Here is a 25,115-nt window from a genome sequence, read left to right on the forward strand (position 1 = left end):
CGGCCGCGACGGCGGCGCCGCGGGCGGCGGACTTGTTGCCCACGAGTTCGAGCACGTCGGCGTCCGGTCCGACGAAGGTGTGCCCGGCGCCGGCGCAGGCCCGGGCGAATTCTGCGTTCTCGCTGAGGAATCCGTAGCCCGGGTGGATGAGCTCGGCGCCGCAGCTTTTCGCCGCGGCCAGCACGGCGGGCTGGTCCAGGTAGGCGCGTGGCCCCGCGCCGGGCAGGCCGATCGCTTCGTCGGCCGCGTGCACGTGCGGGCTCTCGGCGTCGTCCTCGGCGTAAACCGCGACCGATCGCATCGCTAATTCTGTTGCGGTGCGGACGATTCGGAGCGCGATTTCGCCGCGGTTGGCGACCAGCACCGTCCCGCTCATCGCAGCGGATCCCCCCACCGAACCTGCTCGCGGAGCTTGCCCTTGAGCAGTTTGCCGCCGGCGTTGCGCGGCAGCGCGCTGTCGACCACGGTGACGTACTGGGGCACTTTGAAATCGGCGAGCTGCTCGCGGCAGTGGTCGAGCACCGCCGGCACGTCGATCTCGTCCGAACCGCCGAACAACACCGCGCCCACCTTCTCGCCCATGACGTCGTCGGGAACCGCCAGCACGCACGCGTCCGCGACGCGAGGCGCGGCCAGCAGCACGGCCTCCACCTCGACGCTCGAGACGTTTTCACCCCCGCGGTTGATGATGTCCTTGAGCCGGTCGACGATGTGCACCCGGCCCGCCTCGTCGACGCGCACGACGTCGCCGGTGTGCAGCCAGCCGTCCGCGATGGTTGCCGCGGTCGCCTCCGGCCGGTTCCAGTACCCGGCGGTGATGTTCGCGCCGCGCACCACCAGCTCGCCGACGCCTTCCTCGTCGCCGCCGAACGAAATCAGGCCGAGGTCGACGGACGGGACCGCGTACCCGACCGAGTCGGCGTGATCGACGGCGTCCCGGCTCGGCAGCACGGTCATCAGCGACGCCGACTCGGTCATGCCGTAGCCGTTGAACACCGTCGCTCGCGGAAAGGCGTCCTGCACCGAACGCACCAGCGACGGGGCGATCGGGGCGCCCCCGTAACCCACCCAGCGGACGCCGGAGACGTCGGCGTCGGTGAACCCGTTGTGCCGCAACATCAGTGCGTAGACGGCCGGGACGGTGACCATGACCGAGATGCGCTCGGCGGCCAGCGAGGCGATCAACTCGTCCAGGTTGAGGACGGGCATGATCACCGAGGCCCCGCCCAGGCGGGTGGCGGCCAGCAGTTGTGAGTTGCAGCCCGTCACGTGGAAGAGCGGCACCGAGATGAGTGTGCGCATCGCTTCGCCCAGGTCGCGCGGCTGGTCCAGGCACCGGATCGCGTTCTCGGTGTTGGTCAGGAAGGCCTCGTGGGTCGTCGGCACCCCCTTGGGATGGCCGGTGGTGCCCGACGTGTAGAACAGCGCGGCCACGTCGGCGCGGCCCAGTCGCTCCGTCACATACGGCTGGCCGTCGGGCAGCGGGTTGCCCGCCGCCAGGTCCAGCGTCGCCCCCGAGTCGGTGAGGACGAATTCGACTTCCGGTTGCGCCGAGCGCGTATTGACAGCCACCGCAACACCACCGGCCATCACGATGCCCCAGAACGCCAGCACCCAGTCGATGCCGGCGGGGTACCGCACCGCGACGCGATCACCGGCCCGCAGCCCGCCCCCGCGCAGCCCCCCGGCGACCCGGGCCGCGCGGTCCCACAACTGGCGGTAGGTCAATCGGCCGGCGCCAAGCTCAACCACCGCCTCACTGTCCGGGCGCTGCTCGACCTGTTCGGCGAGCATGTCCACCAGGCTGGCGGGCAGATCGTCGTAGTGTGGGACGCCGTCGGCGTCGCGGGTCACGCCTGTCGTCGGAAACGGGTTGTGGGCGCGCGGGATTTCGATCACTGGAGGCATTCCCGGTCCTTACTATCCGGTGTCCTATCGTGATGGCCGTGACGGTCGACGATTCCGCCATCATGCCCGAGGCGTTCTTCACTGTCGACGGCGACTCCTACGTGCCGGGCCCGCTGACCCGGGGACCGTGGGGCGCCGCGATGGGTGGCCAGAACGTCGGTGGTCTGTTGGGTTGGGGCATAGAGCAATCCGGTATCGAGGCCGACTTCCAGCCGGCCCGTCTCACGGTCGACCTGCTCCGCCCGGCGTTGCTCGAGCCGGTGCAGATCCGGACCTCGGTGCAGCGGGAAGGCCGGCGGATCAAGCTCGTCGACGGCGCGCTGGTGCAGAACGGCAATACCGTCGCGAGGGCCAGCGCGCTGTTCCTGCGCCGAGGCGAACATCCCGACGGCGCGGTGTGGTCGGCTCCCCTGGCCATGCCGCCGCTTCCGGCCGATTCCGGAGATTTCCCGGCCGACATGCCGTTTCTTATCTGGGGCTACGGGGCCACCGCCGCGGGCAGTCCGGGCATCGCGGCCGGCGAGTGGGAACAGTCCCACTCCCAGAAGTTCGCGTGGACCAGGATCTTTCGCCCGATGGTGCAGTGCTATCCCCTGACCCCCTTCACCCGACTGGCCTTCGTCGGTGACATCACGAGTTCGCTGACCCATTGGGGCACAGGCGGCTTGCGCTACATCAACGCCGACTACACCGTCACCGCCAGCCGTCTGCCCGACGGTGAATTCCTGGGGCTGGCGGCGCAAAGCCATTACGGCGCAGCAGGGGTGGCCACCGGCGCCGCCACCCTCTTCGACCGGCACGGGCCGATCGGCACCAGCTCGGCGCTGGCCCTGGCCCAACCGGCCGACGCGTTCAACCCGACCCACACCTAGACGGCTCATTCCATCAGCTGGGCGGCCACCGTCGCGCCGAGTTCCCAGCAGGCCTGCAGGTCGCCCTTGTCCGGCTTGCCCGAAACCACCACGGTCTCTGCGGCTTTGGCCCAGCCCAGCCCGGTGGTGATCGACATGACGCCGCGCTCGGCGCCTTCGGTGCCCTCGTTGCCGTGCAGGTACAGGCCGAACGGGCGCCCGCGCGTCGAGTCGAGCAGCTGATAGTAGGCGCAGTCGAACGCGTGCTTGAGCGCACCGCTCATGTAGCCCAGGTTGGCGGGGCTGCCCAGCACATATCCGTCGGCCGCCAGCATCTCGGCGGGCGACACGGTCAGCGCCGGTCGCCGCACGACCTCGACGCCCTCGATCTCGGGGTCGGTGGCCCCTGAGACCACGGCCTCGAACATCTCGTGGCAGTGCGGGGACGGTGTGTGGTGAACGATCAGCAGCGTCTTGCTCACTGGCTTACTCACTGGCGGCCCTGCAGTTCGAGCGCCGTCTTCATGGCTTCCCGCGCGCGGCGGCGGTCCCCCGCGTAGTCGTAGGCGCGGGCCAGCCGGTACCAGCGCCGCCAGTCGTCGGGGTGGTCTTCGACCTCCGTGCGTACGGAGGCGAACAGGGCGTCGGCGGCGTCACGCTCGATGCGGCCCGACGCCCGCCGTGGCAGCGCGCTGGTGTCGAGCTCCATGCCGTCGGCCGCAATGAGATTGGCCAGCTTCTGGTGGGCGAACCCGAACCGCAGCGTCGCCACCATGGCCCACAGCCCGATCAGGGGCATGATCAACACCGCCAGGCCCAGCCCCACGGCGGCGGCCCGGCCCGAGGCGATCATTGCGACGGCCATTCGCCCCAGCATCACGAAGTACACCAGCATCGCGACGCACAGGAACGCGATGAGCAACTGGGTGCGCAGGGCGGCGTTCACGGCGGGCTCACCGCAGGTCGAGCAGGGGCTCGAGCCCCACGGTGAGGCCCGGGTGTTCCCTGACGCGGCGGACGGCCAACAGCACGCCCGGCACGAACGAGGTGCGGTCCAGGCTGTCGTGGCGGATGGTGAGCGTCTCCCCCTCGGTGCCGAACAGGATCTCCTGGTGGGCGACCAATCCGGCCAGCCGCACCGAGTGCACCGGGATGCCGTCGACGTCGGCTCCGCGGGCGCCGGGCAGGCCGGTGCTGGTGGCATCGGGGTTGGGCGGCAGTCCTTTTCGCGCTTCGGCGATCAGCTTCGCGGTGCGGGCGGCGGTGCCCGACGGGGCATCGGCCTTGTGCGGGTGGTGCAGCTCGATCACCTCCACCGAATCGAAGAAGCGCGCCGCCTGCTTGGCGAAATGCATTGACAGCACGGCGCCGATCGCGAAGTTGGGCGCGATGAGGACGCTCGTGTTCGGACTCTTGGCCAGCCAGCTTTCGACCTGCTCCAGCCGCTCGGCGGTGAATCCGGTGGTGCCGACGACGGCGTGAATTCCGTTGGCGATCAGGAACTCCAGATTGCCCATCACCACGTCGGGGTGGGTGAAGTCGAGGACGACCTCGGTGCCGGAGTCGGTGAACGTGCTGAGCGGATCTCCGGCGTCGACCTCCGCGGACAGGGTGAGATCCTCGGCGGCCTGCACTCCCCGCACCATCGCCGACCCGACCTTGCCCTTAGCCCCCAAGACGCCTACCCGCATGAGCTTCACCCTAGACCGGGCCGATTCATCCACAGTCGGGTGTTTATCCACAACCGGCGCGTTCGTGGTGGCGCGGGCCGGATTGGGCGCCCTATTGTTCGAACATGGGTTCGATCGACGTGCCGCAGGAGGTGGCCGCGGCGCTCGACGCGCTGGACGCGGCCGGCGCGTCGGTGCGCGCGCTCAACTTGCGGGCGCTGAGCCCCGCCGTCCGGCTGCGGGTGCTGGAGCGGATGGAGACCGCGCGCCGCCAGCAGGTTGCGACGAGTCACGACCTGATCGCGGGCCTGGCGCAAGAGGATGCCGGGGACCTGGGTGGGCCGGTCCACAAGGTCATCGGCGACTGGCTGCGGATCAGCTACAGCGAGGCATGCCGGCGGATTCGAGACGCCAGGCAGCTCTCGCCGCGCCTGACCCTCACCGGCCAGCAGTTGCCACCGGAGCTGGCCGCCACCGCCGAGGCGTGGCGCGGCGGAGCGCTCGACGCGCAGCACCTGCGCGTGATCCAGACCTTCTTTCGCGACCTGCCCGACGCCGTTCCCGCCGTGACGGTCGACGCCGCCGAGCGATTCCTGGCCCGCCAGGCGGTGCAGTTGCGGCCCGACCAGCTGGAAAAGGTCGCGCACCGGTGCGCGCTGCGGATAAATCCCGACGGGAAGTTCTCCGACATCGACCGCGCCCGGCAGCGCGGCTTCACCTGGGCCGGGCAGCGGTCCGACGGGATGAGCATCGGGAAGCTGGTCGCCTCCCCGGAATTGCGGGCCAACCTCGACGCCTGGCTCGCGCGCTTCGCCGCCCCCGGCATGTGCAATCCAGACGACGAAAAGCCTTGTCTCGACGGAGAACCCAACGACGAGTCCGCGAGCGGCGACACGCGCAGCCACGCGCAGCGTCAGCACGACGCGATCAACGCCCTGGTACGCGGTCAGCTGGGCAACCCGCAACTGGGCGCGCACAACGGTTTACCTGTCGCGGTCATCGTCTCCACCACGCTGCAGGAGCTGACGTCCGGCACCGGGCGCGCGGTGACGGGCGGTGGAACAGTGCTGCCGATGCGCGACGTGATCCGGATGGCGCGCCACGCCTACCACTATCTGGCCGTGTTCGACGAACACTCGCGCCGCCCGCTGTATCTCGGCCGGTCGCGGCGAATCGCCACGCCGGATCAGCGCATCGTCCTGTACGCGAAGGACCGCGGCTGTACGCATCCCGGCTGCGACGCGCCGGGTTATCGGTGCGAGGTGCACCATCTCGACGAGTGGGCCGCAGGCGGGCTGACCGACGCCGACACACTCACCTTCGCCTGCACGCCGCATCACAGGCTGATCGAAAAGGGTTGGCGGACAAGGAAGCTGCCCGACGGCCGGACCGAGTGGCTACCGCCGCCGGAGCAAGACCGCGGGCAGCGCACGAACGACTACCACCACCCCGAACGCGCCGAAGACCCTTGACCCCCGCGCGCTCACCTCTTGAACCGCCCCGCGAACCCGCGCAGCGGCAGGTCGGCGCTGGTGATGAGCCCCGGCGGGGCCGCCAAGACCGATTTGATGGCCGCCAGCGCGGGCATGCCGGTGACGGTCATGCCGATGGAGGCAAAGTTGTCCGGGTTCGAAAGTTCCACGCCGGGCTTGGGGAAGATCATGTGCTTGTTGTAGATGCACGGGTCGCCCTGGATCTGAGTGATGTAACAGCCCTTGATGTTCCAGCTCGGATCGGTGTGCGGCGTCATCTGCCACTCGAGGTGCGTCTCCACCCGGGGCACCCCGTCCACCATGCCCTGGTACTTGATGTAGTTGCCGCCCAGCGAGCCCTTGGGCAGCGTGTACCAGCCCAGGTCCACGTCCTTGGTGCAGGCGCCCAGCTCGTAGCTGAACTTCACCTCGTCCAGCGGCAGGTCGAAGCAGTCGGCCATCATCAGCACGCTGTCTGCGAAGACCCGGGTGTACTTCTCCAGCTTCGACGGGATCTCCGGATCGTCGACCGGCTGGCCGTAGCCCACCTCGATCCAGGTGTCCTTGGAGTGGTGGCATGACACGTCGACGGATTCGATCGTGGTGACGTTCTCGATATCGGCGACGTCGGCCGAACACACCACGCCGAGTATCTGGTTGAGGCCCGGGTTCATTCCCGTCCCGTAGAACGTCGCCCCGCCCTTTTCGCAGGCCTCGGCCAGCAGTTGGCTCACCGGCTTGCCCGACGGGTGCGGGTGGTTCTTGTCGCGGTGCCAGCCGGTGATCCAGTCGGCGGTGGTGACGATGTCGATGCCCGCCTCGAGCACTTTCACGTACAGGTCCTCGTCGGGGAACACGCCGTGGAACGTCAGCACGTCCGGCTTGGCGGCGATGATCTCGTCGATGGAGCCGGTGAACTTCACCCCGTTGGGCGCCGCGCCGGCGAACTCGCCCGTGTCCTTGCCGACCTTCTCCGGCGAATAGCAATGCACGCCAACGAGTTCGAGGCCGGGATAGGTGGCGATCCGCTTGATCATCTCCGAACCGACGTTTCCGCTTCCCACCTGGAAGACGCGAATCGGTGAGCTACTCATTGCGTGGAGCCTTCCTGTAGTGCGAATGCCTCGGGATAGAACTGCTTGGCCCACGCGCGGATTGCGGTGAAGCCCTCGTACTCGTCGGTGGCCAGCGCAGGCGGGTCGGAGTAGCGCTGGTGCCGCCAGATCTCGATGTCCTGCTCGAACTGCCGGATCACCTCGCGGCCGAACTCGGCCGCCTTGCGCTCGGCCCGTTCCGGGTCCTTGCCGGGGGTGCGGCCGATGTAGACCATGAACCGGACGTCGGAGGTGCACTCGTCGACCGGGGTGACGGCGGAGATGGTGCGGTTGTCGATCATCCCCCAGCTCTTGGTGACCGCGATGCCCAGGCCGCCGTTGATGGCCTCGACACCGCTGTTGACGTCCTCGATCTTCTGCCCGTCGTCACCCTCGAACGTGATGGTGAAGTCGACGAAGGAGACCGGCTCGTCGAAGTCGTGGCGGGTGAACACCGGCACGATGGGCGTGTTGTGCACGAACTTGAAATGCGCGAAGTCGACGCCGTTTTCCAGCACATACTGCGGGTGCAGCTCCAGGCCCGGCCGGTACAACCGCTGCTGGGGGTAGTAGTCGTCGGCGCTGCTGTCGTCGTGGAACGCGCCGAACACGTCGGGGGCGTCGAAGTACGGCTCGCGGCGCTCGACGTCGTGCCAGATGTAGACCGACGAGTTACGTTCCACCACGGGATAGGTGCGGATGCGCCTGCCGCGGTTGGGCCGATCCTGGTAGGGGATGCAGACGTTGCGGCCCTCCCGGCTCCACTGCCACCCGTGGAACGGGCACTGCAAGATCTCGCCGACGACCGTGCCGCCGTACCCCAAATGCGCGCCGAGGTGTTCGCAGTAGGCGTTCATCACGGTGAGCTGCCCGGACTCGGCCCGCCAGGCGACCATTTCCTGGCCGAAGTACTTCATCTTGTGCACGTCGCCGACACCGATCTCGTCGGACCAGGCGACCTGGAACCAGCCGGTTGGTTCCATCGACAACGGCGGCTTAGCCATGCGGGATCCCTCCTTGAAACGAATGATAGGCCGGGCCGCAGACAAATCAAAGTACCCTCTATGAAAATTCGGCCGTTGTGCGCGATAGGCTCTGCAAATGACTCGGCAGGTCAGCGGGGCGGGAACCGCGAACCGGCGCCCGAACCGGCGGGGCAACGCCACGCGCGAGAGCATGCTCGAGGCCGCGCTGAAGTCGTTGGCCTCCGGTGACCCGGGCTCGGTGTCGGCCAATCGGATCGCCAAGGAGATCGGCGCCACCTGGGGTGCCGTGCAATACCAGTTCGGCGACACGGACGGGTTCTGGGCCGCGGTGCTGCACCGCACCGCCGAGCGGCGCGCCGCGACCTTCTCGACTCTGTCGACGCCGATTTCAACCGACGCGCCCCTGCGCGAGCGGGTCGGCGCCATCATCGACACCCTGTACAACGGGCTGGCGTCGGCGGACTCGCGCGCGATCGAGAACCTGCGGGCGGCCCTCCCCCGTGACCCCGGCGAGCTCGAGCGGTTGTTCCCGCGCACCGCCGCCGAGCTGTTCTCCTGGGGCAAGAGCTGGCTGGAAACCTGCCAGAACGCGTTCGCCGGCCTGGACGTCGACCCGGATCGGGTGCGCGAGGTCGCCGCCCTGATCCCCGGCGCGATGCGCGGGCTGGTCTCCGAGCGCCAGCTCGGCTCGTACGCCGACCTGGACATGGCGCGCCGCGGCCTGACCAATGCGCTGGCGGCCTACCTGGAGCAGTCCAGGCCGTGACCACCGGCGGCGTCACGATCCGCCAAGCCGGACCGAGTGACTTCGCCCCGGTCGCCGAGATGCACTATCCGGTCTGGCGGCAATCCTGGGCCGGCATACTGCCCGACTCCACGCTCGACGTGCTCGGATCGCCCCGGCGCTGGGCCATCCTCGCCTATCCGCGCATCCTGCAACGCCGCAACTGGAGCATGTGGGTCGCCGAATCCGGTTCGGCGACAATCGGTATGACCATCTTCGGCCCCGATCCCGCGAACCCCGAACAGGTGGAACTGGACTCCCTGTACATCGCGGCGGAATCCCAGGGCCACGGTGTCGGCACCCGCTTGCTCGCCACGGCGCTGCGCGAAAGCCGCTCGGGCGACCTCGTCCTGTGGTGCGCCGAGCGCAACACGCAGGGGCGAAAGTTCTACGAAAGCAACGGCTTTCACGCCGACGGACGCACCCTGGACTGGGAGCCGCTGCCCGGGGTCAAGGTCGCCCATCTAGGCTATCGGCTCAGCCGGCGGTGACGTGTCGTCGCAAGTCGTACTCGCCGAGATCGGTGCTGGCCAGCATGGCGCGATGCTCCCCGGGCGTGAAGGGCCACACCTCGGGCACCCCGTCCTTGTTGAGATACCAGCTGTCGCAACCGGTGGTCCACACCGTGTCCGGCATCGCGGCACGCAGCCTGGCGTTGAAGCTCTCGGTCGCCGGCCAGGTGGGCTCCACCGTGTCGAATTCGCCACGGCGCCAACGCTGAATCCACCGCAGTATGTGGTCGGCCTGCGATTCGGCGACGGTGGTCAGCGCGAGGTTGCCGACCGGGCTGTGCGGCCCGAGCATCATGAAGAAGTTGGGGAAGCCCGGCAGCGCCACCGTCCGGTAGGCCCGCGGACCGTCGCGCCACACGTCGTCGACGGCGATACCGTCGCGGCCGGTCACCTGCATCGGCCGGAAGAACGCGTGGGTGTCGAACCCGGTGGCCAGCACGATGACGTCCGCCTCGTGCAGGACACCGTCTTCGGTCACGATGCCGCGCCGTTCCACGTGGTCGATCGAGGAGGTGACCAGTTCGACGTCGTCGCGCTGCATCGCGCGGTAGAAGCCGTTGGACATGACCAGCCGTTTGCACATCGGCGTGTAGTCCGGGGTCAGGGCCCTGCGCAGCTCGGGGTCGCGGACCTCGCGCAGGCTGGCGCGGCACAGCGCCCCCATGATCTTTCGGCGCAGTCCCGGCTTGGTGAGCCCGGCGGCGAAGGTGTCGTAGCCGAAGCTGTAGCACCGGTAGGCCAGCCGGTCTAGCCAGCCGAACCGGTTGTGGGTGATGCTGGTGAGCCGGCTGTAGCGGGGGTTGGGCAGGCGAAGCACCCACTGCGCGGTGCGCTGGAAGAGCATGACGCGGTCCGCGACACCGGCCAGGCCGCAGACCAGCTGAACCCCAGTCGAGCCGTTGCCCACGATCGCGATCCGGCGGCCGCGCACGTCGACGGCGTGATCCCAGCGCGCGGAGTGAAAGGCGCGCCCGCCGAAGTCGTCCAGGCCGGGTATCGACGGCAGGCGCGGGTGATGCAGTACACCGGTGGCGCAGATCAAGAAGTCGACGGTCGACTCCTCGCCGGCGGCCGCGCGCAACCGCCACCGCCCGTCCTCGAAGCGGGCGTGGGAGATTTCGGTGCCGAACCGGATGCGATCGCGCAGTCCGAACCGGTCGGCGACATCGCGGAGGTAGGCCTGGATCTCGCCGCCGGGCGAGAACAGGTGCGACCAGTTCGGGTTCTGGGCGAACGTGTACTGGTAGACCCGCGACGGGATGTCGCAGACCAGGCCGGGGTAGGTGTTCTCCCGCCAGGTGCCACCGACCTCGTCGGCCTTCTCGTAGATCGTGACATCGGTTATGCCGCTGCGCAGCAACGCGATTGCGACGCACAGCCCCGACATACCCGCTCCGACGACGGCTACGGAGGGCTCGCGTCGCGGGGTCACGGCTACTCCGACTCGGCGCGCTGCTTGAGGCGCTGCAGGGTGAGCCGGATGTGTTCGGCGTTGGCGGCCACGCGATCTGGAACACCGGTGGCCTTTCCCGCGATCGTGCGGAACCAGCCGGGTCTGCGGTCCCAGGTGCTCTCGGTGACCCGGCAACCACCGTCGGCCGCCTCGATGTCGTACTGCCAGCGCGCGATCGGCAGCATGGAGTGCCGCACGTCGAACGCGAACAGCCGGCCCGGTTCCGCGTCGGTGACCGTGCACTTGGTGCTCCAGCGCCGTTTGGCGCTCGCGTTGTGCCCGGTGAACACCGCCCCGGGGCGCGCCGCGTTCCCCTTGCGCCATTCCATCGCCTCGGCTTCCTCGGCGAACGAGGCCAGGGTGGGCAGGTCGGTGATGAGCCGGTACACGACGTCCGGGCGGGCGTTGACCTGCACGGTTTCCGTCACGCAGGGGTCAGTCATGCGCCGATCATAGCCACGGTGCGGACCGCTCCACGTCGATTGCGGCGCATCCGAACTTTCTCCACACTTGAGGGCGAACCAAAGCAAGGGGTAATTCATGCGAGTCGGCGTACCGACCGAGACCAAGGCCAACGAATTCCGGGTGGCGATCACGCCCGCCGGCGTCGCCGAACTGAGCCGCCGCGGCCACGAGGTGCTCGTCCAGGCGGGCGCCGGGGAGGGATCGTCGATCCCCGACGAGGAGTTCAAGGCCGCGGGCGCCCAGTTGGCCGGCTCTGCCGAACAGGTGTGGGCCGAAGCCGATCTGCTGCTCAAGGTGAAGGAACCGATCGCGTCCGAATACGGGCTGCTGCGCGCGCGGCAGGTGCTGTTCACCTACCTGCACCTGGCCGCCTCCCGCGACTGCACCGAGGCGCTATTGTCTTCCGGCACAACATCGATCGCCTATGAGACCGTGCAGACGTCCGATGGCGCCCTCCCGTTGCTGGCTCCGATGAGTGAGGTCGCCGGCCGACTCTCGGCGCAGGCCGGCGCCTACCATCTGATGCGCTCCCACGGCGGGCGCGGGGTGCTGATGGGCGGGGTCCCGGGCGTCAAACCCGCGGACGTGGTGGTGATCGGCGCCGGTACGGCCGGCTACAACGCCGCCCGGGTCGCCAACGGCATGGGCGCGAGCGTGACGGTGCTCGACGTCAACATCGGCAAGCTCCGGCTCCTGGACGCGGAGTTCGGCGGACAGGTCCGCACGCGCTACTCGTCCGCCTACGAGCTGGAGGGCACCGTCACGCGCGCGGACCTGTTGATCGGGGCGGTCCTGCTACCCGGCGGCAAGGCGCCCAAGCTGATCTCGAATTCACTTGTGGCGCAGATGAAACCGGGTGCCGTGCTGGTCGACATCTCGATCGATCAGGGCGGCTGCTTCGCCGATTCCCGGCCGACCACCCACGATGACCCGACGTTCGCCGTGCACGAAACCCAGTTCTACTGCGTGGCGAACATGCCCAGCGCGGTACCCAAGACGTCAACCGTGGCGCTGACCAACGCGACGATGCCGTACGTGCTGGCGCTGGCCGACCGCGGCTGGCAGGCGGCTTGCCGGTCGGATCCCGCTCTGGGCAAAGGCCTTTCGACGCACGGCGGGGCGCTGTTGTCCGAGCGGGTGGCCGCCGACCTCGGTCTGCCGTTCACCGATCCGGCGAGCCTGCTGGCCTAGTCGGACTCCACCAGGCTGGCGATGATGTCGGCCGCCGGCCCGGGCTGGGCCTCCTTGAACGACGTTCCGGCCCACAGCGGTATACCGTTCGGGTCCTCCATGGCGGCCGCGGCCTCCCGGATCGGGGAGGTCATCTGGTTCACCTCCGGGTAGCCCAGCGGCGCCACGTTGTCGAGCAGGCGGGTGAAGTTGTTCTCCAGGCCCCGCGCGTAGCGGCCCGAGAAGGCGCGGGTGACCACCGTCGTGCCGAAAACCGGGTTTTTCAGAGCGGTGCGGTGCGCGGTGCTGGTGCCCGCCTCGTCGCTGAGCAGCAGCGCGGTGCCCACCTGCACGGCCACCGCGCCGCGGTGCAGCACCGCGGCGACGTCCCGGGCGTTGCCCAGGCCGCCCGCCGCGATGATCGGGACGTCATGGGCGTGGCGGATGCGGTCGATCAGGTGGTGCAGCGATTCGTTGCCGGGCTCCATGTCGGGCGCGAAGGTGCCCCGGTGCCCGCCCGCGTCCGGGCCCTGGACGATCAGGCTGTCCGCACCGGCGGCGACGGCCACGCCGGCCTCGTACGGCGAGGTCACCGTGACCATCACCAGCAGGCCGAGCGCCCCGAGCCGCCGGATGACGTCGGGCGGCGGCACCCCGAAGGTGAAGGACACCAGCTCGGGCCGCACGTCGGCCACCACCTCGAGCTTGCGCTCCCAGTCGTCGTCGTCGCCGTAGTGCGGGTGGCCGACCTCGACTTGGTAGTAGTCGGCGATCTCCTCGAGTTCTTCGGCATAGTAGTCCAGCGCCATCCAGTCGGCGACGCTTGGTTGGGGCACGAACAGGTTGACGCCCAGCGGGCCGGTGGTCGCCGCGCGCGCGGCGGCGATGTCCTCGGCGAACCGGTCCGCGCTGCGGTGACCACCGGGGACGAACCCGAGCCCGCCCGCGTTGGACACCGCCGCGGCCAGCTCGGGCGTGCCCGGTCCGCCGGCCATCGGCGCGCCCACGATGGGCACCATGATGTCCCAAAAGCCCAGTACCACGGGGCTAATTCGCTGACGGCGAGCGCCGGCACGGCGCGAGTAAGGAGGCGAACATGCGGGTTAAGATACCATCGCCCGAAGTTGTTGGGGCAGTGACCGTTTGGAGGCATACGGGCCCAGGACCGCGGCGCCGTACGGCTGGCTCAGCAGCCGGTGGGCCACCGCGTTGACCTCCTCGACGGTCACTTGGTCGATCTGCCGCAGGGTGTGCTCGATGCTGCGGTGCTCGCCGTAGTTCAGTTCGTTGCGGCCCAGCCGGCTCATCCGGGAACTGGAATCCTCCAGACCGAGGACGAGCCCGCCCCGCAGCGACCCCTTGGCGATGCGGCACTCCGCTTCGGTGATGCCGTCGCGGGCCACCGACTCGAGAACCTCGTTGGTCACCTGCATCACCTCGGCGAACCGCTCGGGCTGGCAGGCGGCGTAGACGGAAAGCGCGCCGCTGTCGGCGAAGATGTCGACCGTGGAATAGACCGAATAGGCCAGCCCCCGCAACTCCCGAACCTCTTGGAACAGGCGGGAACTCAGGCCGCCGCCCAGCGCGCTGTGCAGCACGGACAGCGCCCAGCGGTGCCGCCAGCCACGCCCGGGGGTGCGCACGCCCAGCGACACGTGCGTCTGCTCGGCGTCCCGGTTGCCCAGCATCAGGCCGGGCCGTCCGGTCACCCGCCCGGCGCCCTTGCGCGGGGCTATCGGCCGGCGCCCGCGGACCAGGTGCGGCCCGAAGTGCTCGCGCACCAGCGCGACCACCTCGTCGTGGTCGACGTTGCCGGCCACCGCGACCACCATGCGCTCCGGCGTGTAGCGCCGGACGTGAAAGGAGTGCAGCTGGGCCCGGGTCATCGACGACACGGAGCGCGCGGTGCCGATAACCGGCCGGCCCACCGGATGGTCACCGAACATCGCGCCCAGGAACATGTCGCCCAGCGCGTCCTCGGGGTCGTCGTCGCGCATGGCGATCTCCTCGAGCACCACGTCACGTTCCAGCTCGACGTCCTCGGCGGCGCAGCGACCGTTGAGCACCACGTCGGCGACCAGGTCGACCGCCAGTTCCAGGTCGCTGTCCAGCACGTGCGCGTAGTAGCAGGTGTGCTCCTTGGCGGTGAACGCGTTCAGCTCCCCGCCGACGGCGTCCATCGCCTGCGCGATGTCCACGGCGCTGCGGGTCGGCGTCGATTTGAACAGCAGGTGCTCGAGGAAGTGCGCCGCTCCCGCCACGGTGGCACCCTCGTCCCGCGATCCCACGCCGACCCAGACCCCGACGGAGGCCGAACGCACCGCCGGGAGGTACTCGGTGACGACGCGCAGACCACCCGGAAGCGTGCTGCGGCGCAGCGCGGTCGAGGGTTCGACCTCCAAGGTGTGCTTGCCGCGGCGCAGGGCCGCGGCGCGGTCAGCTGCTCGCGGTCGCGGCATCGGCAGGTGCGGCCGCCGGGGCGTCGGCCGGGGCCGAGCTGTCTTCCTCCACCAGGACCAGAGAGATCTTGCCGCGCTTGTCGATGTCGGCGATCTCGACCCGCAACTTGTCTCCGACGTTCACGACGTCCTCGACCTTCGCGATGCGCTTGCCCTTGCCGAGCTTGGAGATGTGCACCAGCCCGTCGCGCCCGGGAAGCAGCGACACGAAGGCACCGAAATCGGTTGTCTTGACGACGGTTCCGAGGAACCGCTCGCCGACGGTCGGCAGCTGCGGGTTGGCGATCGCGTTGATCCGGTCGATCGCGGCCTGCGCCGAGGGCCCGTCGGTGGCGCCCACGAACACGGTGCCGTCGTCCTCGATGGAGATCTGCGCGCCGGTCTCCTCGGTGATGGCGTTGATGACCTTGCCCTTGGGCCCGATCACCTCACCGATCTTGTCCACCGGGACCTTGATCGTGGTGACCCGCGGCGCGTAGGGGCTCATCTCGTCGGGCCCGTCGATCGCCTCGGCCATCACCTCGAGAATCGTCAGGCGCGCGTCCTTGGCCTGCGCCAGAGCGCCCGCGAGCACCTGCGACGGGATGCCGTCGAGCTTGGTGTCCAGCTGCAGCGCGGTGACGTAGTCCTTGGTGCCGGCGCACTTGAAGTCCATGTCGCCGAACGCGTCCTCGGCGCCCAGGATGTCGGTCAGGGTGACGAAGCGGCGCTCGGTCTTGCCGTCCACCTCGACGTCGTCGGAGACCAGGCCCATGGCGATGCCGGCGACCGGCGCCTTGAGCGGCACGCCGGCGTTGAGCAACGCCAGTGTGGAGGCGCACACGGATCCCATCGACGTCGAGCCGTTGGACCCCAGCGCTTCGGACACCTGCCGGATGGCGTACGGGAATTCCTCGACGCTCGGTAGCACCGGGATCAGGGCCCGCTCGGCCAGGGCGCCGTGCCCGATCTCGCGCCGCTTGGGCGAACCGACACGGCCGGTCTCACCGGTGGAGAACGGCGGGAAGTTGTAGTGGTGCATGTAGCGCTTCGAGGTCTCCGGCCCCAGCGAGTCGATCTGCTGGGCCATCTTCACCATGTCCAGCGTGGTCACGCCCAGGATCTGCGTCTCGCCGCGCTCGAACAGCGCGCTGCCGTGCGCCCGCGGCACCACGGCGACCTCGGCCGACAGCGCGCGGATGTCGGTGATGCCGCGGCCGTCGATGCGGAAGTGGTCGGTCAGGATGCGCTGGCGGACCAGCTTCTTGGTCAGCGAGCGGAACGCCGCGCTGACCTCCTTCTCCCGGCCCTCATAGGTCTCGGCGAGGCGCTGCTGCACCTCGGCCTTGATCTCGTCGGTGCGCTGATCGCGCTCGGCCCTGCCGCCGATGGTCAGCGCCTTGGCCAGCTCGTCGGTGGCCACCGAGGCCACCGAGTAGTAGACGTCGTCGCCGTAGTCGGGGAACACGGGGTACTCGCCGGTGGGCTTGGCGGCCGCTTGGGCCAGCTCCTCTTGCGCGGTGCACAGCGCCGCGATGAACGGCTTGGCCGCCTCCAGGCCTTCGGCCACCACGGTCTCGGTCGGCGCCTGCGCGCCGCCCTCGACGAGCTCGATGACCTTCTCGGTGGCCTCCGCCTCGACCATCATGATCGCCACGTCTTTAGCGTCACCGTCGCCGACGATGCGGCCGGCGACCACCATGTCGAACACGGCCCGCTCGAGCTGCTCGACGGTCGGGAAGGCGACCCAGGTGCCGTCGATGAGCGCCACCCGCACGCCCCCGACGGGGCCGGAGAACGGCAGCCCGGCCAGCTGGGTGGACGCCGACGCGGCGTTGATCGCCACGACGTCGTAGAGGTCGTTGGGGTCCAGGCTCAGGATCGTGACCACGACCTGGATCTCGTTGCGCAGCCCGGAGACGAAGGACGGGCGCAGCGGCCGGTCGATGAGCCGGCAGGTCAGGATCGCGTCGGTCGAGGGCCGGCCCTCGCGACGGAAGAACGAACCGGGGATGCGGCCGGCGGCATACATCCGCTCCTCGACGTCCACGGTCAGCGGGAAGAAGTCGAAGTGCTCCTTGGGGCTCTTGCTGGCGGTGGTCGCCGACAACAGCATGTTCTCGTCGTCGAGGTAGGCGACGACGGCGCCGGCGGCCTGCTGGGCGAGCCGGCCGGTCTCGAAACGGATGGTGCGGGTGCCGAAGCTCCCGTTGTCGATAACGGCGGTTGACTCGAACACGCCTTCTTCAATTTCAGCGACAGACATGGGTGTCCGTACGGCCTCTCTGGGTATTCAGCTTTTTCGCGTCGTCACGCTTGAACCCGAGAGCTTCCTACGAGAGGAAAAAGTCTGGATGCGGCTACGGCCATCGATCGAAGCGGCCGACCTGCCCCAGATCCGGGGAGCCCGGCTGCCACTACCGAAGACCGCCCGATACAGACTGGGCTGCTCCCGTCATGACACGCTGGAACGGCACACGCGGATCTGCGTGGCCGCACCGTTCGTTCGGGCCGAACCGGCCCAGAACGCTCCCACTCTACACGGGCGGGCGTAGCGCTCAGTAGACCCGGGTCAGCGGCGCAGGCCCAGGCGCTCGACCAGCGAGCGGTACCGCTCGACGTCGATCTGGGCGACGTACTTGAGCAGCCGGCGCCGGCGCCCGACCAGCAGCAACAGGCCCCGCCGCGAGTGGTGGTCGTGCTTGTGCACCTTCAGGTGCTCGGTCAGGTCGGCGATCCGCTTGGTCAGCAGCGCGACCTGCGCCTCCGGGGAACCGGTGTCGGTGTCGTGCAGGCCGTAGGTGCCCAGGATTTCCTTTTTTTGCTCGGCGGTCAGCGCCACGAAAACATCTCCATCAATCGGTGCCGCGAAAACTCTGGTGCGTGGCCGCCGCGGACTGCAGCACACGCCGTATCGGCTGGCGAGTCTATCAGCGGCGGTGACGTGCGCAGAAATCGCAGGCCAGCGCCGCGCTCTTGACAATCTACAACCATTTGGTTGTAGGTTGGACGGGTGACCGTAGACCAGGAGGACCGGGTGGACGCCCTGTTCCACGCGCTCGCCGACCGAACCCGGCGCGACATCATGCGCCGAACGCTGGCCCGGGAACACTCGGTTTCCGCGCTGGCACTCAAGTACGACATGAGTTTCGCGGCGGTGCAAAAGCATGTCGTCGTGCTGGAAAAGGCCGGCCTGATCACCAAACGACGAAGCGGTCGCGAGCAGCTGGCCAGCGGCGACGTGACGGCCGTGCGGTCGGTGGCCGCCATGCTCACCGAATTGGAGCTCCTCTGGCGCGATCGCATCGCACGCGTCGACGACCTCATCGCATCCGACCCAACCCAGGAGGACTGAACCATGCCCGTGACCGACGTCCGGCACGACCCCGAGAACCTGACGCTGACCATCACCGCGGACTTCGCCGCTCCGCCGGCCCGAATCTGGCAGGTCTACGCCGACCCTCGTCAGCTGGAGAGGGTGTGGGGGCCGCCGTCCCACCCGGCGACCATCGTCGACCACAGCCTCACGCCCGGCAGCCGCACGACGTACTTCATGACCGGCCCCGACGGGGAGAAGTACGCCGGGTACTGGGAGATCACGGCCGTCGATGAGCCGACGAGCTTCTCGTTCCTCGACGGCTTCGCCGACGCGGACTTCAACCCGAACCCCGACCTGCCGGTCTCGAGGAACGTGTACACGTTCGCCGAGCACGACGGCGGCACCCGCGCGACCTACGTGAGCGCCTACTCCTCCGCCGAGGCGCTTCGACAGGTGCTGGACATGGGCGTCGTGGAGGGTGCGTCGTCGGCCATCAACCAGATCGACGACCTGATCGCCTCCTGACGCTTCCGCGGATCAGTCCTGGGCCGACAGGGTGGTGCGGGCCCGTTCGGTGTCTTTGCCCATCGCGTCGATGAGGTCCTTCACCGAGTCGAACTTGTGCTGCCCGCGGATGCGCGCGACGAAGTCCAACGCCACGTACTGACCGTAGAGGTCGGCGGTGGTGTCCAGGACGAAGGCCTCGACGGTGCGGGTGCGCCCGGAGAAGGTCGGGTTGGTGCCGACCGACACCGCGGCCTGGTAGCGCTCGCCCGGCACGACGGTGCCGGTCACCGGCCCGTGGCCGAGCAGGGTGAACCAGGCGGCGTACACGCCGTCGGCCGGGATCGCCGAATACATCGGCGGCGCCACGTTGGCGGTCGGGAACCCCAGCTCCATGCCGCGCCCCTCGCCCCGGACGACCACACCCTCGACCCGGTGCGGACGGCCCAACGCCTCCATGGCCGCCACCACGTCACCGGCGTCGACGCAGGACCGGATGTAGGTGGACGAGAACGTCACCGTCTCGTTGCTGTGGTGCTCCGAAAGTAGGGACATCGCCTCCACCGCGAACCCGAACCGGTCCCCCGCGCGCCGCAGCGTCTCGACGTTGCCGGCCGCCTTCTTGCCGAAGGTGAAGTTCTCCCCCACCACGACCTCCACCACATGCAGGTGCTCCACCAGCAGCTCGTGGACGTAGCGCTCCGGGGTCAGCTTCATGAAATCGCTGGTGAACGGCATCACGAGGAAGACGTCGATGCCCATCTCCTCGACCAGCTCGGCGCGTCGCGTCAGCGTCGTCAGCTGCGCCGGATGGCTGCCCGGGTAGACCACTTCCATCGGGTGCGGGTCGAAGGTCATCAGCACCGTCGGGACGTTGCGGGCGCGGCCGGCCTTCACCGCATGCGCGATCAGCTCGGCGTGGCCCCGGTGCACCCCATCGAAAACACCGATGGTGAGCACACACCTGCCCCAGTCCGTGGGAATCTCGTCTTGGCCGCGCCACCGCTGCACGACCGCAAGCCTACGGCGCGCGGCCCCCCGCCGGGAGATCCGCATGCGCGACGGTGTCGAGGAGCACACGATCAGGCGTGGGTTGCCTAAACTCTCTCGGTGTGAAGGCTGACGAAGAGCGTGGCGGTCTCACCGCGGTCGGCCAGGACTATCTGAAGGCCATCTGGAACGCGCAGGAATGGTCGGTGGAAAAGGTCAGCACCAAGATGCTGGCCGAGAAGATCGGGGTGTCGGCCAGCACCGCCTCGGAGTCGATCCGCAAACTGGCCGAACAGGGCCTGGTCGACCACGAGAAATACGGCGCGGTTTCGCTGACCGAGGCCGGCAGGCGCGCGGCGCTGGCCATGGTGCGCCGGCATCGGCTGCTGGAGACCTTCCTGGTCAACGAGCTCGGCTACGGCTGGGACGAGGTGCACGACGAGGCCGAAGTGCTCGAGCATGCGGTGTCGGACCGGCTGGTCGCCCGCATCGACGCCAAGCTGGGGTTCCCGCAGCGCGACCCGCACGGCGACCCCATCCCGGCCTCGGACGGGCAGGTGCCCACCCCGCCGGCGCGTCAGCTCTGGGCGTGCGACGACGGCGACGCCGGAACGGTCGCCCGCATCTCCGACGCCGACCCGCAGATGCTGCGCTATTTCGCCGACGTCGGCATCAACCTCGACTCCCGGCTGCGGGTCCTGACCCGTCGGGAATTCGCCGGCATGATCTCGGTGGCGATCGACTCGGGCGATGGCGCCGAGACGACGGTCGACCTGGGCAGCCCGGCCGCGCGGGCGATCTGGGTGGTCGGCTAGCGGCGATCGCAAGCGCGGCAAAGCCGGGCGCCGCGGGTCGCCGCCATTCGAGCTAGCGGCGATCGCAAGCGCGGCGAAGCCGGGCGCCGCGGGTCGCCGCCATTCGAGCTAGCCGCCCGTCAGCGCTCGGCGCGCTGGTAGGCGGTCACGACGGCCGCGCCGCCCAGACCGATGTTGTGTTGCAGTGCGGCGCTGACGTTCTCGACCTGACGCTTGTCCGCGGTGCCGCGCAGCTGCCAGGTCAGCTCGGCGCATTGCGCCAGCCCGGTGGCGCCAAGCGGGTGACCCTTCGAGATCAGGCCGCCCGAGGGGTTGACCACCCACCGCCCGCCGTAGGTGGTGTCGCCGTTGTCGATCAGCTTGGGCGCCTCACCCGGGCCGCACAGCCCCAGCGCCTCGTATAGCAGCAATTCGTTGGCCGAGAAGCAGTCGTGCAGCTCGATCACCTGGAAGTCCTCGGGCCCCAACCCGGACTGGTGGTAAACCTGTTGGGCCGCTTGGACATTCATGTCGTAGCCGATCAGGTTCTTGGCACTTCCGTCGAAGGTCGACTCGAAGTCGGTCGTCATCGCCTGACCGACGATCTCCACGGCCTGGCCCGCCAGCCCACGGCTGTCGACGAAGCTCTCCGAGGCCAGGATCGCCGCGCCGGAACCGTCTGAGGTGGGCGAGCACTGCAACTTGGTCAGCGGGTCGGAGATCATCCGCGCCGCCAGGATGTCGTCGAGCGTGTAGGACTCCTGGAACTGCGCGAACGGGTTATTGACCGAGTGCTTGTGGTTCTTGTAGCCGATTTTCGCGAAATGCTCTGCGGTGGTGCCGTATTGGCGCATGTGCTCGCGGCCCGCGGCGCCGAACATCCAGGGCGCGACGGGCATGGCGAACTCGTCGATCTCGGCCATCGCCTTGACGTGCTTGCCCATCGGCGATTCGCGGTCCTGGGCTCCGCCGCTCAGCGAACCGGGCTGCATCTTCTCGAAGCCGAGCGCGATGGCGCAGTCGACGATCCCGCCGCGGATGGCCTGGGCCGCCAGGAAGAGCGCGGTGGAGCCGGTCGAGCAGTTGTTGTTGACGTTGACGATCGGAATTCCCGTCATGCCCAGTTCGTAGAGGGCGCGCTGCCCGGACGTCGAATCGCCGGCGACGTAGCCGACGTAGCCCTGCTGCACCTCGCGGTAGTCGACGCCCGCGTCGGTGAGCGCGTTGGTGCCCGACTCGCGCGCCATGTCGGGGTAGTCCCAGCCTTCGCGGCGGCCCGGCTTCTCGAACTTCGTCATGCCGACGCCGACGACGTACACCTTGTTAGACATCTTTGTCCCTTTCCAGCGGCTCAGGCCCCCAGTGTGCAACTTAACCCCACCGGGCGCTCGATGGGGACCCTTCGCTACAGCGTCGCCGGGCGGATCACCACCACCGACTTGGTCCGCGAGCCCTCGTCGCGCAGCAGCGCGATCACCCGGCCGCCGGCGTCGCAGGCGGCGTAGACGCCGTCGATGCCCGCCGGCGAGAGGCCTCGCCCGTTGGCCGCGGCCTCGGCCTCCTCGGCGGTCAGCTCGCGCCGCGGAAAGACCAGCAGGCACGCCTCGTCCAGGGTCAAGGACAGGGCGGGCCGCTCGGCCAGGTCTTCGAGCGAACGGGCCTGCTCCAGCGTGAAGCGGCCCACGCGGGTGCGCCGCAGGGCCGTCAGATGTCCGCCCACGCCGAGTGCGGCGCCGACGTCGCGGGCCAGGGCGCGAACGTAGGTGCCCGACGAGCAGTCGACTTCCACGTCGACGTCGACGAAGGGACCATCGGAGCGAACGTCGCACACCTCGAAGCGGTCGATGCGGACCGGCCGGGCCGCGAGTTCGACGGCCTGGCCCTCGCGAACCAGCCGGTAGGCGCGGCGGCCGTCCACCTTGATGGCGCTCACCGCCGACGGCACCTGGTCGATCTCACCGCGTAGGCCGGCGACCGCGGTGTCGATCTCCCCGCGCGTCAGGTGCGCGGCCGAAACGCTGTGCAGCACTTCCCCTTCGGCGTCCTCGGTGGACGTGGTCTGCCCGAGCCGGATGGTGGCGGCGTACGACTTGGAAGCGGCCGTCAGCAGGCCGAGGATCTTGGTGGCGCGGTCCACGCCGATCACCAGCACGCCGGTGGCCATCGGGTCCAGCGTCCCGGCGTGCCCCACCCTGCGGGTGGCGAAGATGCGACGGCAGCGCCCCACCACGTCGTGACTGGTCATCCCGGCCGGTTTGTCGACGATGACCAACCCAGGGCCGGCAGGGCTCGACGTCATAGCACGATGGCGGTCAGCACCAGTCCCCGCTCCACCGACCACCGGCCCCGCAGCGCGGTCAGCGGTGGCCCGTCGAGCGCCTGCCCGTCGATCAGGATCTTGGACACGAACACCCCGGTCGTCCCGCCGTCGGGCGGGTCGAGGTCGAACACGATGTGGGCGTCCTCGAAACCCAGCCAGCGCTTGGTCAATGGAAACCAGGCCTTGTACGTTGCCTCCTTGGCGCAGAACAGGATTCGGTCCCAGTGCAGGCCCGCGGGCAGCGCCGCCATCTCGTGGCGCTCCTCGGGCAGGCTGATCGCGTTCAGCACGCCGTCGGGCAACACGTCGTGCGGTTCGGCGTCGATGCCCAGCGAGCGCACCGCCTCGGTGCGGCCCACGACCGCGCCGCGGTAGCCGGTGCAGTGGGTGAGGCTGCCCACCACGCCGTCGGGCCAGCACGGTTCGCCCTTGTCGCCCTTGAGGATCGGCACCGGCGGCAGGCCGAGTTCGCCCATCGCCACGCGGGCGCAGTGCCTGACGGTGATGAACTCGTTGCGCCGCTTGGCGACCGACTTGGCGATCAGCGGCTCCTCCTCGGGCAGCGGGGCCAGATCGGGCGGGTCGGAATACAGCTCGGAGTAGGCCAGCTCGCGCGCGTCGGGCAGTACCGAGGAGACCAGCAACTGCTCGGTCATCGGGACTGCCGCTGCCGCAACCGTTCCCGGAACTGCGCGGCCTGCTGCCGCATCTCGGGGGTGATCTCGAAATGGCCGCCAAAGTCGTTGAGGTAGCCCGGCGCGTACTGCGGGTCGGGCAGCACCTGGCGCAACCAGCTGTGCGGCTTGCGGCGCCGCCATTCCCGCGGGTAGCCCACCGACACCTCCTCGAAGCGCACGTCGTCGTACCAGGTGGTCCGCGGGATGTGCAGGTGGCCGTAGACCGAACAGACGGCGTTGTATCGCGTGTGCCAGTCGGCGGTCTTGGTGGTTCCGCACCACAGCGAGAACTCGGGATAGAACAGCGCGTCGCAGGGTTCGCGCACCATCGGGAAATGGTTCACCAGAACCGTCGGCGTCATCCAGTCGAGTTGCTCGAGGCGGGCCCGAGTGGCGGCGAGCCGCTCCCGGCACCAGGCCTCCCGGGTCGGGTACGGCTCCGGCGAGAGCAGGAATTCGTCGGTGGCGACGACGTTGCGCTCCCGCGCGATGGTCAGGCCCTCCGCTTTGCTCGTCGCACCCTCGGGCAAGAAGCTGTAGTCGTAGAGCAGGAACATCGGCACGATCGTGGCGGGGCCGCCGCGCTCGGTCCACACCGGGAAGGGATGTTCGGGGGTGACGACGCCCATCTCGTCGCACATGTTGACCAGGTAGTCATAGCGGGACTTGCCGAAGATCTGCACCGGGTCGCGGGTGGTGGTCCACAGCTCGTGATTGCCGGGCACCCAGATCACCTTCGCGAATCGGCGGCGCAGCAGGTCAAGCGCCCAGCGGATCTCGTCGGTGCGTTCGGCGACGTCGCCGGCGACGATCAGCCAATCGTCCGGCGAGGACGGGTGCAGGGATTCGGTGACGGGCTTGTTGCCGAGGTGCCCGGTGTGCAGGTCGGAGACGGCCCACAGCGTCGGTTGTCCCCCGTTGGGCGATTCGTGCCCCGCATTTTGACCAGCCACGATTAACCAGCCTAATGACCCGCGGTCGCGGGCCGGCCAGGACCGGCCCTTGCCCGCGGCATTAGAACGTGTTCTTGTTTCCCTGTGGCCTCACCGACGCGACTTGTACACTCCCGGCAAAGGAGCGCCGAGCCGTCAGGGGGTGTCGTGTTCGCCAAGGTGCGTCTGATCGGGGCGGTGGGCGCCCTGGTCGCAGCGGCCGTAGCAGGCACCGCGGGATGGCTGGGGGCCGCGCCGGGGCCCGAGGGCGGTGGGCGCGTCGAGCTGCGCTCGACCGCGGCGCCGATGGAGACCACGATGAAGAGCCCGATCGTGGCGACCACCGACCCGCGCCCCTTCGACGCGTGCGAGGACATCCCGTTCGACGTGATCCAGCGGCTCGGGCTGGGATTCACACCGCCCGAACACGAAGACGGCCTGCGCTGCCACTTCGACGCGGGTAACTACCAGGTGGCCGTCGAGCCGATCATCTGGCGCACCTACGAGGAGACGCTGCCGCCCGACGCCGTCGAGACGACGATCGCGGGCCACCGCGCCGCGCAGTACTGGGTGCTCAAGCCGACGTACCACAACAGCTACTGGTATTACTCCTGCATGACCGTGTTCAAGACCAGCTACGGCGTGCTGCAGCAGGCGCTGTACTACTCGACGGTCTACTCCAATCCCGAGGTGGACTGCATGTCCACCAATCTGCAGCGCGCCAACGACCTGGCGCCTTACTACAAGTTCTAGGGACCGGCGGGCCTTAACCTGGG

The 25,115-nt window shown here is 69.0% G+C and carries 27 protein-coding genes; 9 read left to right on the forward strand and 18 right to left on the reverse strand.

From position 1 onward, the window contains the following. Nucleotides 1-376: biotin carboxylase N-terminal domain-containing protein (locus A9X05_RS07165; RefSeq protein ID WP_304442440.1), on the reverse strand; the 376-nt coding region annotated here is incomplete at its 3' end. Continuing rightward, on the reverse strand, nucleotides 373-1,908 hold the full coding sequence (locus A9X05_RS07170; RefSeq protein WP_197498959.1) for a class I adenylate-forming enzyme family protein: 1,536 nt from the start codon (nucleotides 1,906-1,908) through the stop codon (nucleotides 373-375). The genes A9X05_RS07165 and A9X05_RS07170, both read right to left, overlap by 4 nt. Nucleotides 1,909-1,946: 38 nt before the next feature. Between A9X05_RS07170 and A9X05_RS07175 the strand changes: the two genes are divergently transcribed. After that, nucleotides 1,947-2,780, forward strand: a complete 834-nt coding sequence (locus A9X05_RS07175) for an acyl-CoA thioesterase domain-containing protein (RefSeq protein WP_197498960.1) — start codon at nucleotides 1,947-1,949, stop codon at nucleotides 2,778-2,780. Nucleotides 2,781-2,785: 5 nt separating this feature from the next. On the opposite strand, the gene A9X05_RS07180 is transcribed toward A9X05_RS07175, so the two are convergent. The 3 genes from A9X05_RS07180 to dapB form a co-directional block, all read right to left on the reverse strand. Further along, nucleotides 2,786-3,187: a flavodoxin family protein gene (locus A9X05_RS07180; RefSeq protein ID WP_197498962.1), complete on the reverse strand. Its 402-nt coding sequence runs from the start codon at nucleotides 3,185-3,187 to the stop codon at nucleotides 2,786-2,788. A 62-nt stretch (nucleotides 3,188-3,249) separates the two neighbouring features. Then, on the reverse strand, nucleotides 3,250-3,654 hold the full coding sequence (locus tag A9X05_RS07185; protein ID WP_156669993.1) for a hypothetical protein: 405 nt from the start codon (nucleotides 3,652-3,654) through the stop codon (nucleotides 3,250-3,252). Nucleotides 3,655-3,712: 58 nt separating this feature from the next. After that, nucleotides 3,713-4,450 carry a 4-hydroxy-tetrahydrodipicolinate reductase gene (gene dapB / locus A9X05_RS07190; RefSeq protein ID WP_067780316.1) on the reverse strand — a complete coding sequence of 246 codons (738 nt, stop codon included), beginning with the start codon at nucleotides 4,448-4,450 and terminating at the stop codon, nucleotides 3,713-3,715. A 104-nt stretch (nucleotides 4,451-4,554) separates the two neighbouring features. On the opposite strand from dapB, the gene A9X05_RS07195 reads away from it, so the two are divergent. After that, nucleotides 4,555-5,901, forward strand: coding sequence for an HNH endonuclease signature motif containing protein (locus tag A9X05_RS07195; RefSeq protein WP_067780268.1), 1,347 nt, complete (start codon nucleotides 4,555-4,557; stop codon nucleotides 5,899-5,901). Between the two features lie 11 nt (nucleotides 5,902-5,912). Here the strand turns inward: A9X05_RS07195 and A9X05_RS07200 are convergent, their stop codons facing one another. Continuing rightward, nucleotides 5,913-6,995 carry a dihydrodipicolinate reductase gene (locus A9X05_RS07200; protein ID WP_067780271.1) on the reverse strand — a complete coding sequence of 361 codons (1,083 nt, stop codon included), beginning with the start codon at nucleotides 6,993-6,995 and terminating at the stop codon, nucleotides 5,913-5,915. Beyond that, a complete protein-coding gene (locus A9X05_RS07205) occupies nucleotides 6,992-7,999 on the reverse strand; it encodes a Rieske 2Fe-2S domain-containing protein (protein ID WP_067780274.1) in 1,008 nt (335 codons plus the stop codon). Before A9X05_RS07205 ends, A9X05_RS07200 begins: the two co-directional genes overlap by 4 nt. A 97-nt stretch (nucleotides 8,000-8,096) precedes the next feature. On the opposite strand from A9X05_RS07205, the gene A9X05_RS07210 reads away from it, so the two are divergent. Then, on the forward strand, nucleotides 8,097-8,747 hold the full coding sequence (locus A9X05_RS07210) for a TetR/AcrR family transcriptional regulator (RefSeq protein ID WP_067750884.1): 651 nt from the start codon (nucleotides 8,097-8,099) through the stop codon (nucleotides 8,745-8,747). Nucleotides 8,748-8,806: 59 nt separating this feature from the next. After that, nucleotides 8,807-9,256, forward strand: a complete 450-nt coding sequence (locus A9X05_RS07215) for a GNAT family N-acetyltransferase (protein WP_082950493.1) — start codon at nucleotides 8,807-8,809, stop codon at nucleotides 9,254-9,256. Here A9X05_RS07215 and A9X05_RS07220 read toward each other — a convergent pair. Both A9X05_RS07220 and A9X05_RS07225 read right to left on the reverse strand, forming a co-directional pair. Continuing rightward, a complete protein-coding gene (locus tag A9X05_RS07220) occupies nucleotides 9,243-10,709 on the reverse strand; it encodes an NAD(P)/FAD-dependent oxidoreductase (RefSeq protein WP_082950491.1) in 1,467 nt (488 codons plus the stop codon). The two genes, A9X05_RS07215 and A9X05_RS07220, sit on opposite strands and share 14 nt — an antisense overlap. A gap of 2 nt (nucleotides 10,710-10,711) precedes the next feature. After that, nucleotides 10,712-11,173, reverse strand: a complete 462-nt coding sequence (locus A9X05_RS07225) for an SRPBCC family protein (RefSeq protein WP_067750898.1) — start codon at nucleotides 11,171-11,173, stop codon at nucleotides 10,712-10,714. Nucleotides 11,174-11,270: 97 nt separating this feature from the next. Between A9X05_RS07225 and ald the strand changes: the two genes are divergently transcribed. Next, a complete protein-coding gene (gene ald, locus A9X05_RS07230) occupies nucleotides 11,271-12,386 on the forward strand; it encodes an alanine dehydrogenase (RefSeq protein ID WP_067780280.1) in 1,116 nt (371 codons plus the stop codon). On the opposite strand, the gene A9X05_RS07235 is transcribed toward ald, so the two are convergent. The 4 genes from A9X05_RS07235 to rpsO form a co-directional block, all read right to left on the reverse strand. Then, entirely contained in the window at nucleotides 12,383-13,408 is a 1,026-nt protein-coding gene (locus A9X05_RS07235; protein WP_067750908.1) for a nitronate monooxygenase, read from the reverse strand. The two genes, ald and A9X05_RS07235, sit on opposite strands and share 4 nt — an antisense overlap. Nucleotides 13,409-13,468: 60 nt before the next feature. After that, the gene (locus A9X05_RS07240; RefSeq protein WP_067750912.1) at nucleotides 13,469-14,824 is read right to left on the reverse strand and encodes a pitrilysin family protein; all 1,356 of its coding nucleotides are present in this window, start codon (nucleotides 14,822-14,824) and stop codon (nucleotides 13,469-13,471) included. Further along, nucleotides 14,802-17,069 (reverse strand): polyribonucleotide nucleotidyltransferase, encoded by a 2,268-nt coding sequence (locus tag A9X05_RS07245; RefSeq protein WP_197498961.1) that lies wholly within the window; start codon nucleotides 17,067-17,069, stop codon nucleotides 14,802-14,804. The genes A9X05_RS07240 and A9X05_RS07245 overlap by 23 nt, the downstream gene beginning before the upstream one ends. Before the next feature lie 306 nt (nucleotides 17,070-17,375). Continuing rightward, nucleotides 17,376-17,645: a 30S ribosomal protein S15 gene (rpsO, locus tag A9X05_RS07250; protein ID WP_003878661.1), complete on the reverse strand. Its 270-nt coding sequence runs from the start codon at nucleotides 17,643-17,645 to the stop codon at nucleotides 17,376-17,378. Between the two features lie 171 nt (nucleotides 17,646-17,816). Between rpsO and A9X05_RS07255 the strand changes: the two genes are divergently transcribed. Further along, the gene (locus A9X05_RS07255; protein ID WP_067780286.1) at nucleotides 17,817-18,158 is read left to right on the forward strand and encodes a helix-turn-helix transcriptional regulator; all 342 of its coding nucleotides are present in this window, start codon (nucleotides 17,817-17,819) and stop codon (nucleotides 18,156-18,158) included. Nucleotides 18,159-18,161: 3 nt separating this feature from the next. Further along, nucleotides 18,162-18,647, forward strand: a complete 486-nt coding sequence (locus A9X05_RS07260) for an SRPBCC domain-containing protein (RefSeq protein ID WP_067750928.1) — start codon at nucleotides 18,162-18,164, stop codon at nucleotides 18,645-18,647. Nucleotides 18,648-18,659: 12 nt separating this feature from the next. On the opposite strand, the gene A9X05_RS07265 is transcribed toward A9X05_RS07260, so the two are convergent. Then, a complete protein-coding gene (locus A9X05_RS07265) occupies nucleotides 18,660-19,637 on the reverse strand; it encodes a bifunctional riboflavin kinase/FAD synthetase (protein WP_067750956.1) in 978 nt (325 codons plus the stop codon). Nucleotides 19,638-19,738: 101 nt separating this feature from the next. Between A9X05_RS07265 and mntR the strand changes: the two genes are divergently transcribed. Then, on the forward strand, nucleotides 19,739-20,431 hold the full coding sequence (gene mntR, locus A9X05_RS07270) for a manganese-binding transcriptional regulator MntR (RefSeq protein ID WP_067780289.1): 693 nt from the start codon (nucleotides 19,739-19,741) through the stop codon (nucleotides 20,429-20,431). Between the two features lie 119 nt (nucleotides 20,432-20,550). Here mntR and A9X05_RS07275 read toward each other — a convergent pair whose 3' ends face one another. The 4 genes from A9X05_RS07275 to A9X05_RS07290 all read right to left on the reverse strand — a co-directional run bounded on the left by A9X05_RS07275 (nucleotide 20,551) and on the right by A9X05_RS07290 (nucleotide 24,360). Then, nucleotides 20,551-21,741: a lipid-transfer protein gene (locus A9X05_RS07275; protein WP_067750936.1), complete on the reverse strand. Its 1,191-nt coding sequence runs from the start codon at nucleotides 21,739-21,741 to the stop codon at nucleotides 20,551-20,553. A gap of 74 nt (nucleotides 21,742-21,815) precedes the next feature. After that, on the reverse strand, nucleotides 21,816-22,709 hold the full coding sequence (gene truB / locus A9X05_RS07280) for a tRNA pseudouridine(55) synthase TruB (protein WP_067750941.1): 894 nt from the start codon (nucleotides 22,707-22,709) through the stop codon (nucleotides 21,816-21,818). Continuing rightward, nucleotides 22,706-23,386, reverse strand: a complete 681-nt coding sequence (locus A9X05_RS07285) for a 4'-phosphopantetheinyl transferase (protein ID WP_067780292.1) — start codon at nucleotides 23,384-23,386, stop codon at nucleotides 22,706-22,708. The genes truB and A9X05_RS07285 overlap by 4 nt, the downstream gene beginning before the upstream one ends. Further along, the gene (locus A9X05_RS07290) at nucleotides 23,383-24,360 is read right to left on the reverse strand and encodes a metallophosphoesterase (protein WP_067759913.1); all 978 of its coding nucleotides are present in this window, start codon (nucleotides 24,358-24,360) and stop codon (nucleotides 23,383-23,385) included. The genes A9X05_RS07285 and A9X05_RS07290 overlap by 4 nt, the downstream gene beginning before the upstream one ends. 147 nt (nucleotides 24,361-24,507) lie before the next feature. Between A9X05_RS07290 and A9X05_RS07295 the strand changes: the two genes are divergently transcribed. Continuing rightward, nucleotides 24,508-25,092: a DUF3558 domain-containing protein gene (locus A9X05_RS07295; RefSeq protein ID WP_067759917.1), complete on the forward strand. Its 585-nt coding sequence runs from the start codon at nucleotides 24,508-24,510 to the stop codon at nucleotides 25,090-25,092. Nucleotides 25,093-25,115 lie beyond the last annotated feature (23 nt).

The sequence above is a fragment of the Mycobacterium sp. E3298 genome, assembly GCF_001666895.1.
In the GTDB taxonomy this organism is placed as follows: Bacteria; Actinomycetota; Actinomycetes; order Mycobacteriales; family Mycobacteriaceae; genus Mycobacterium.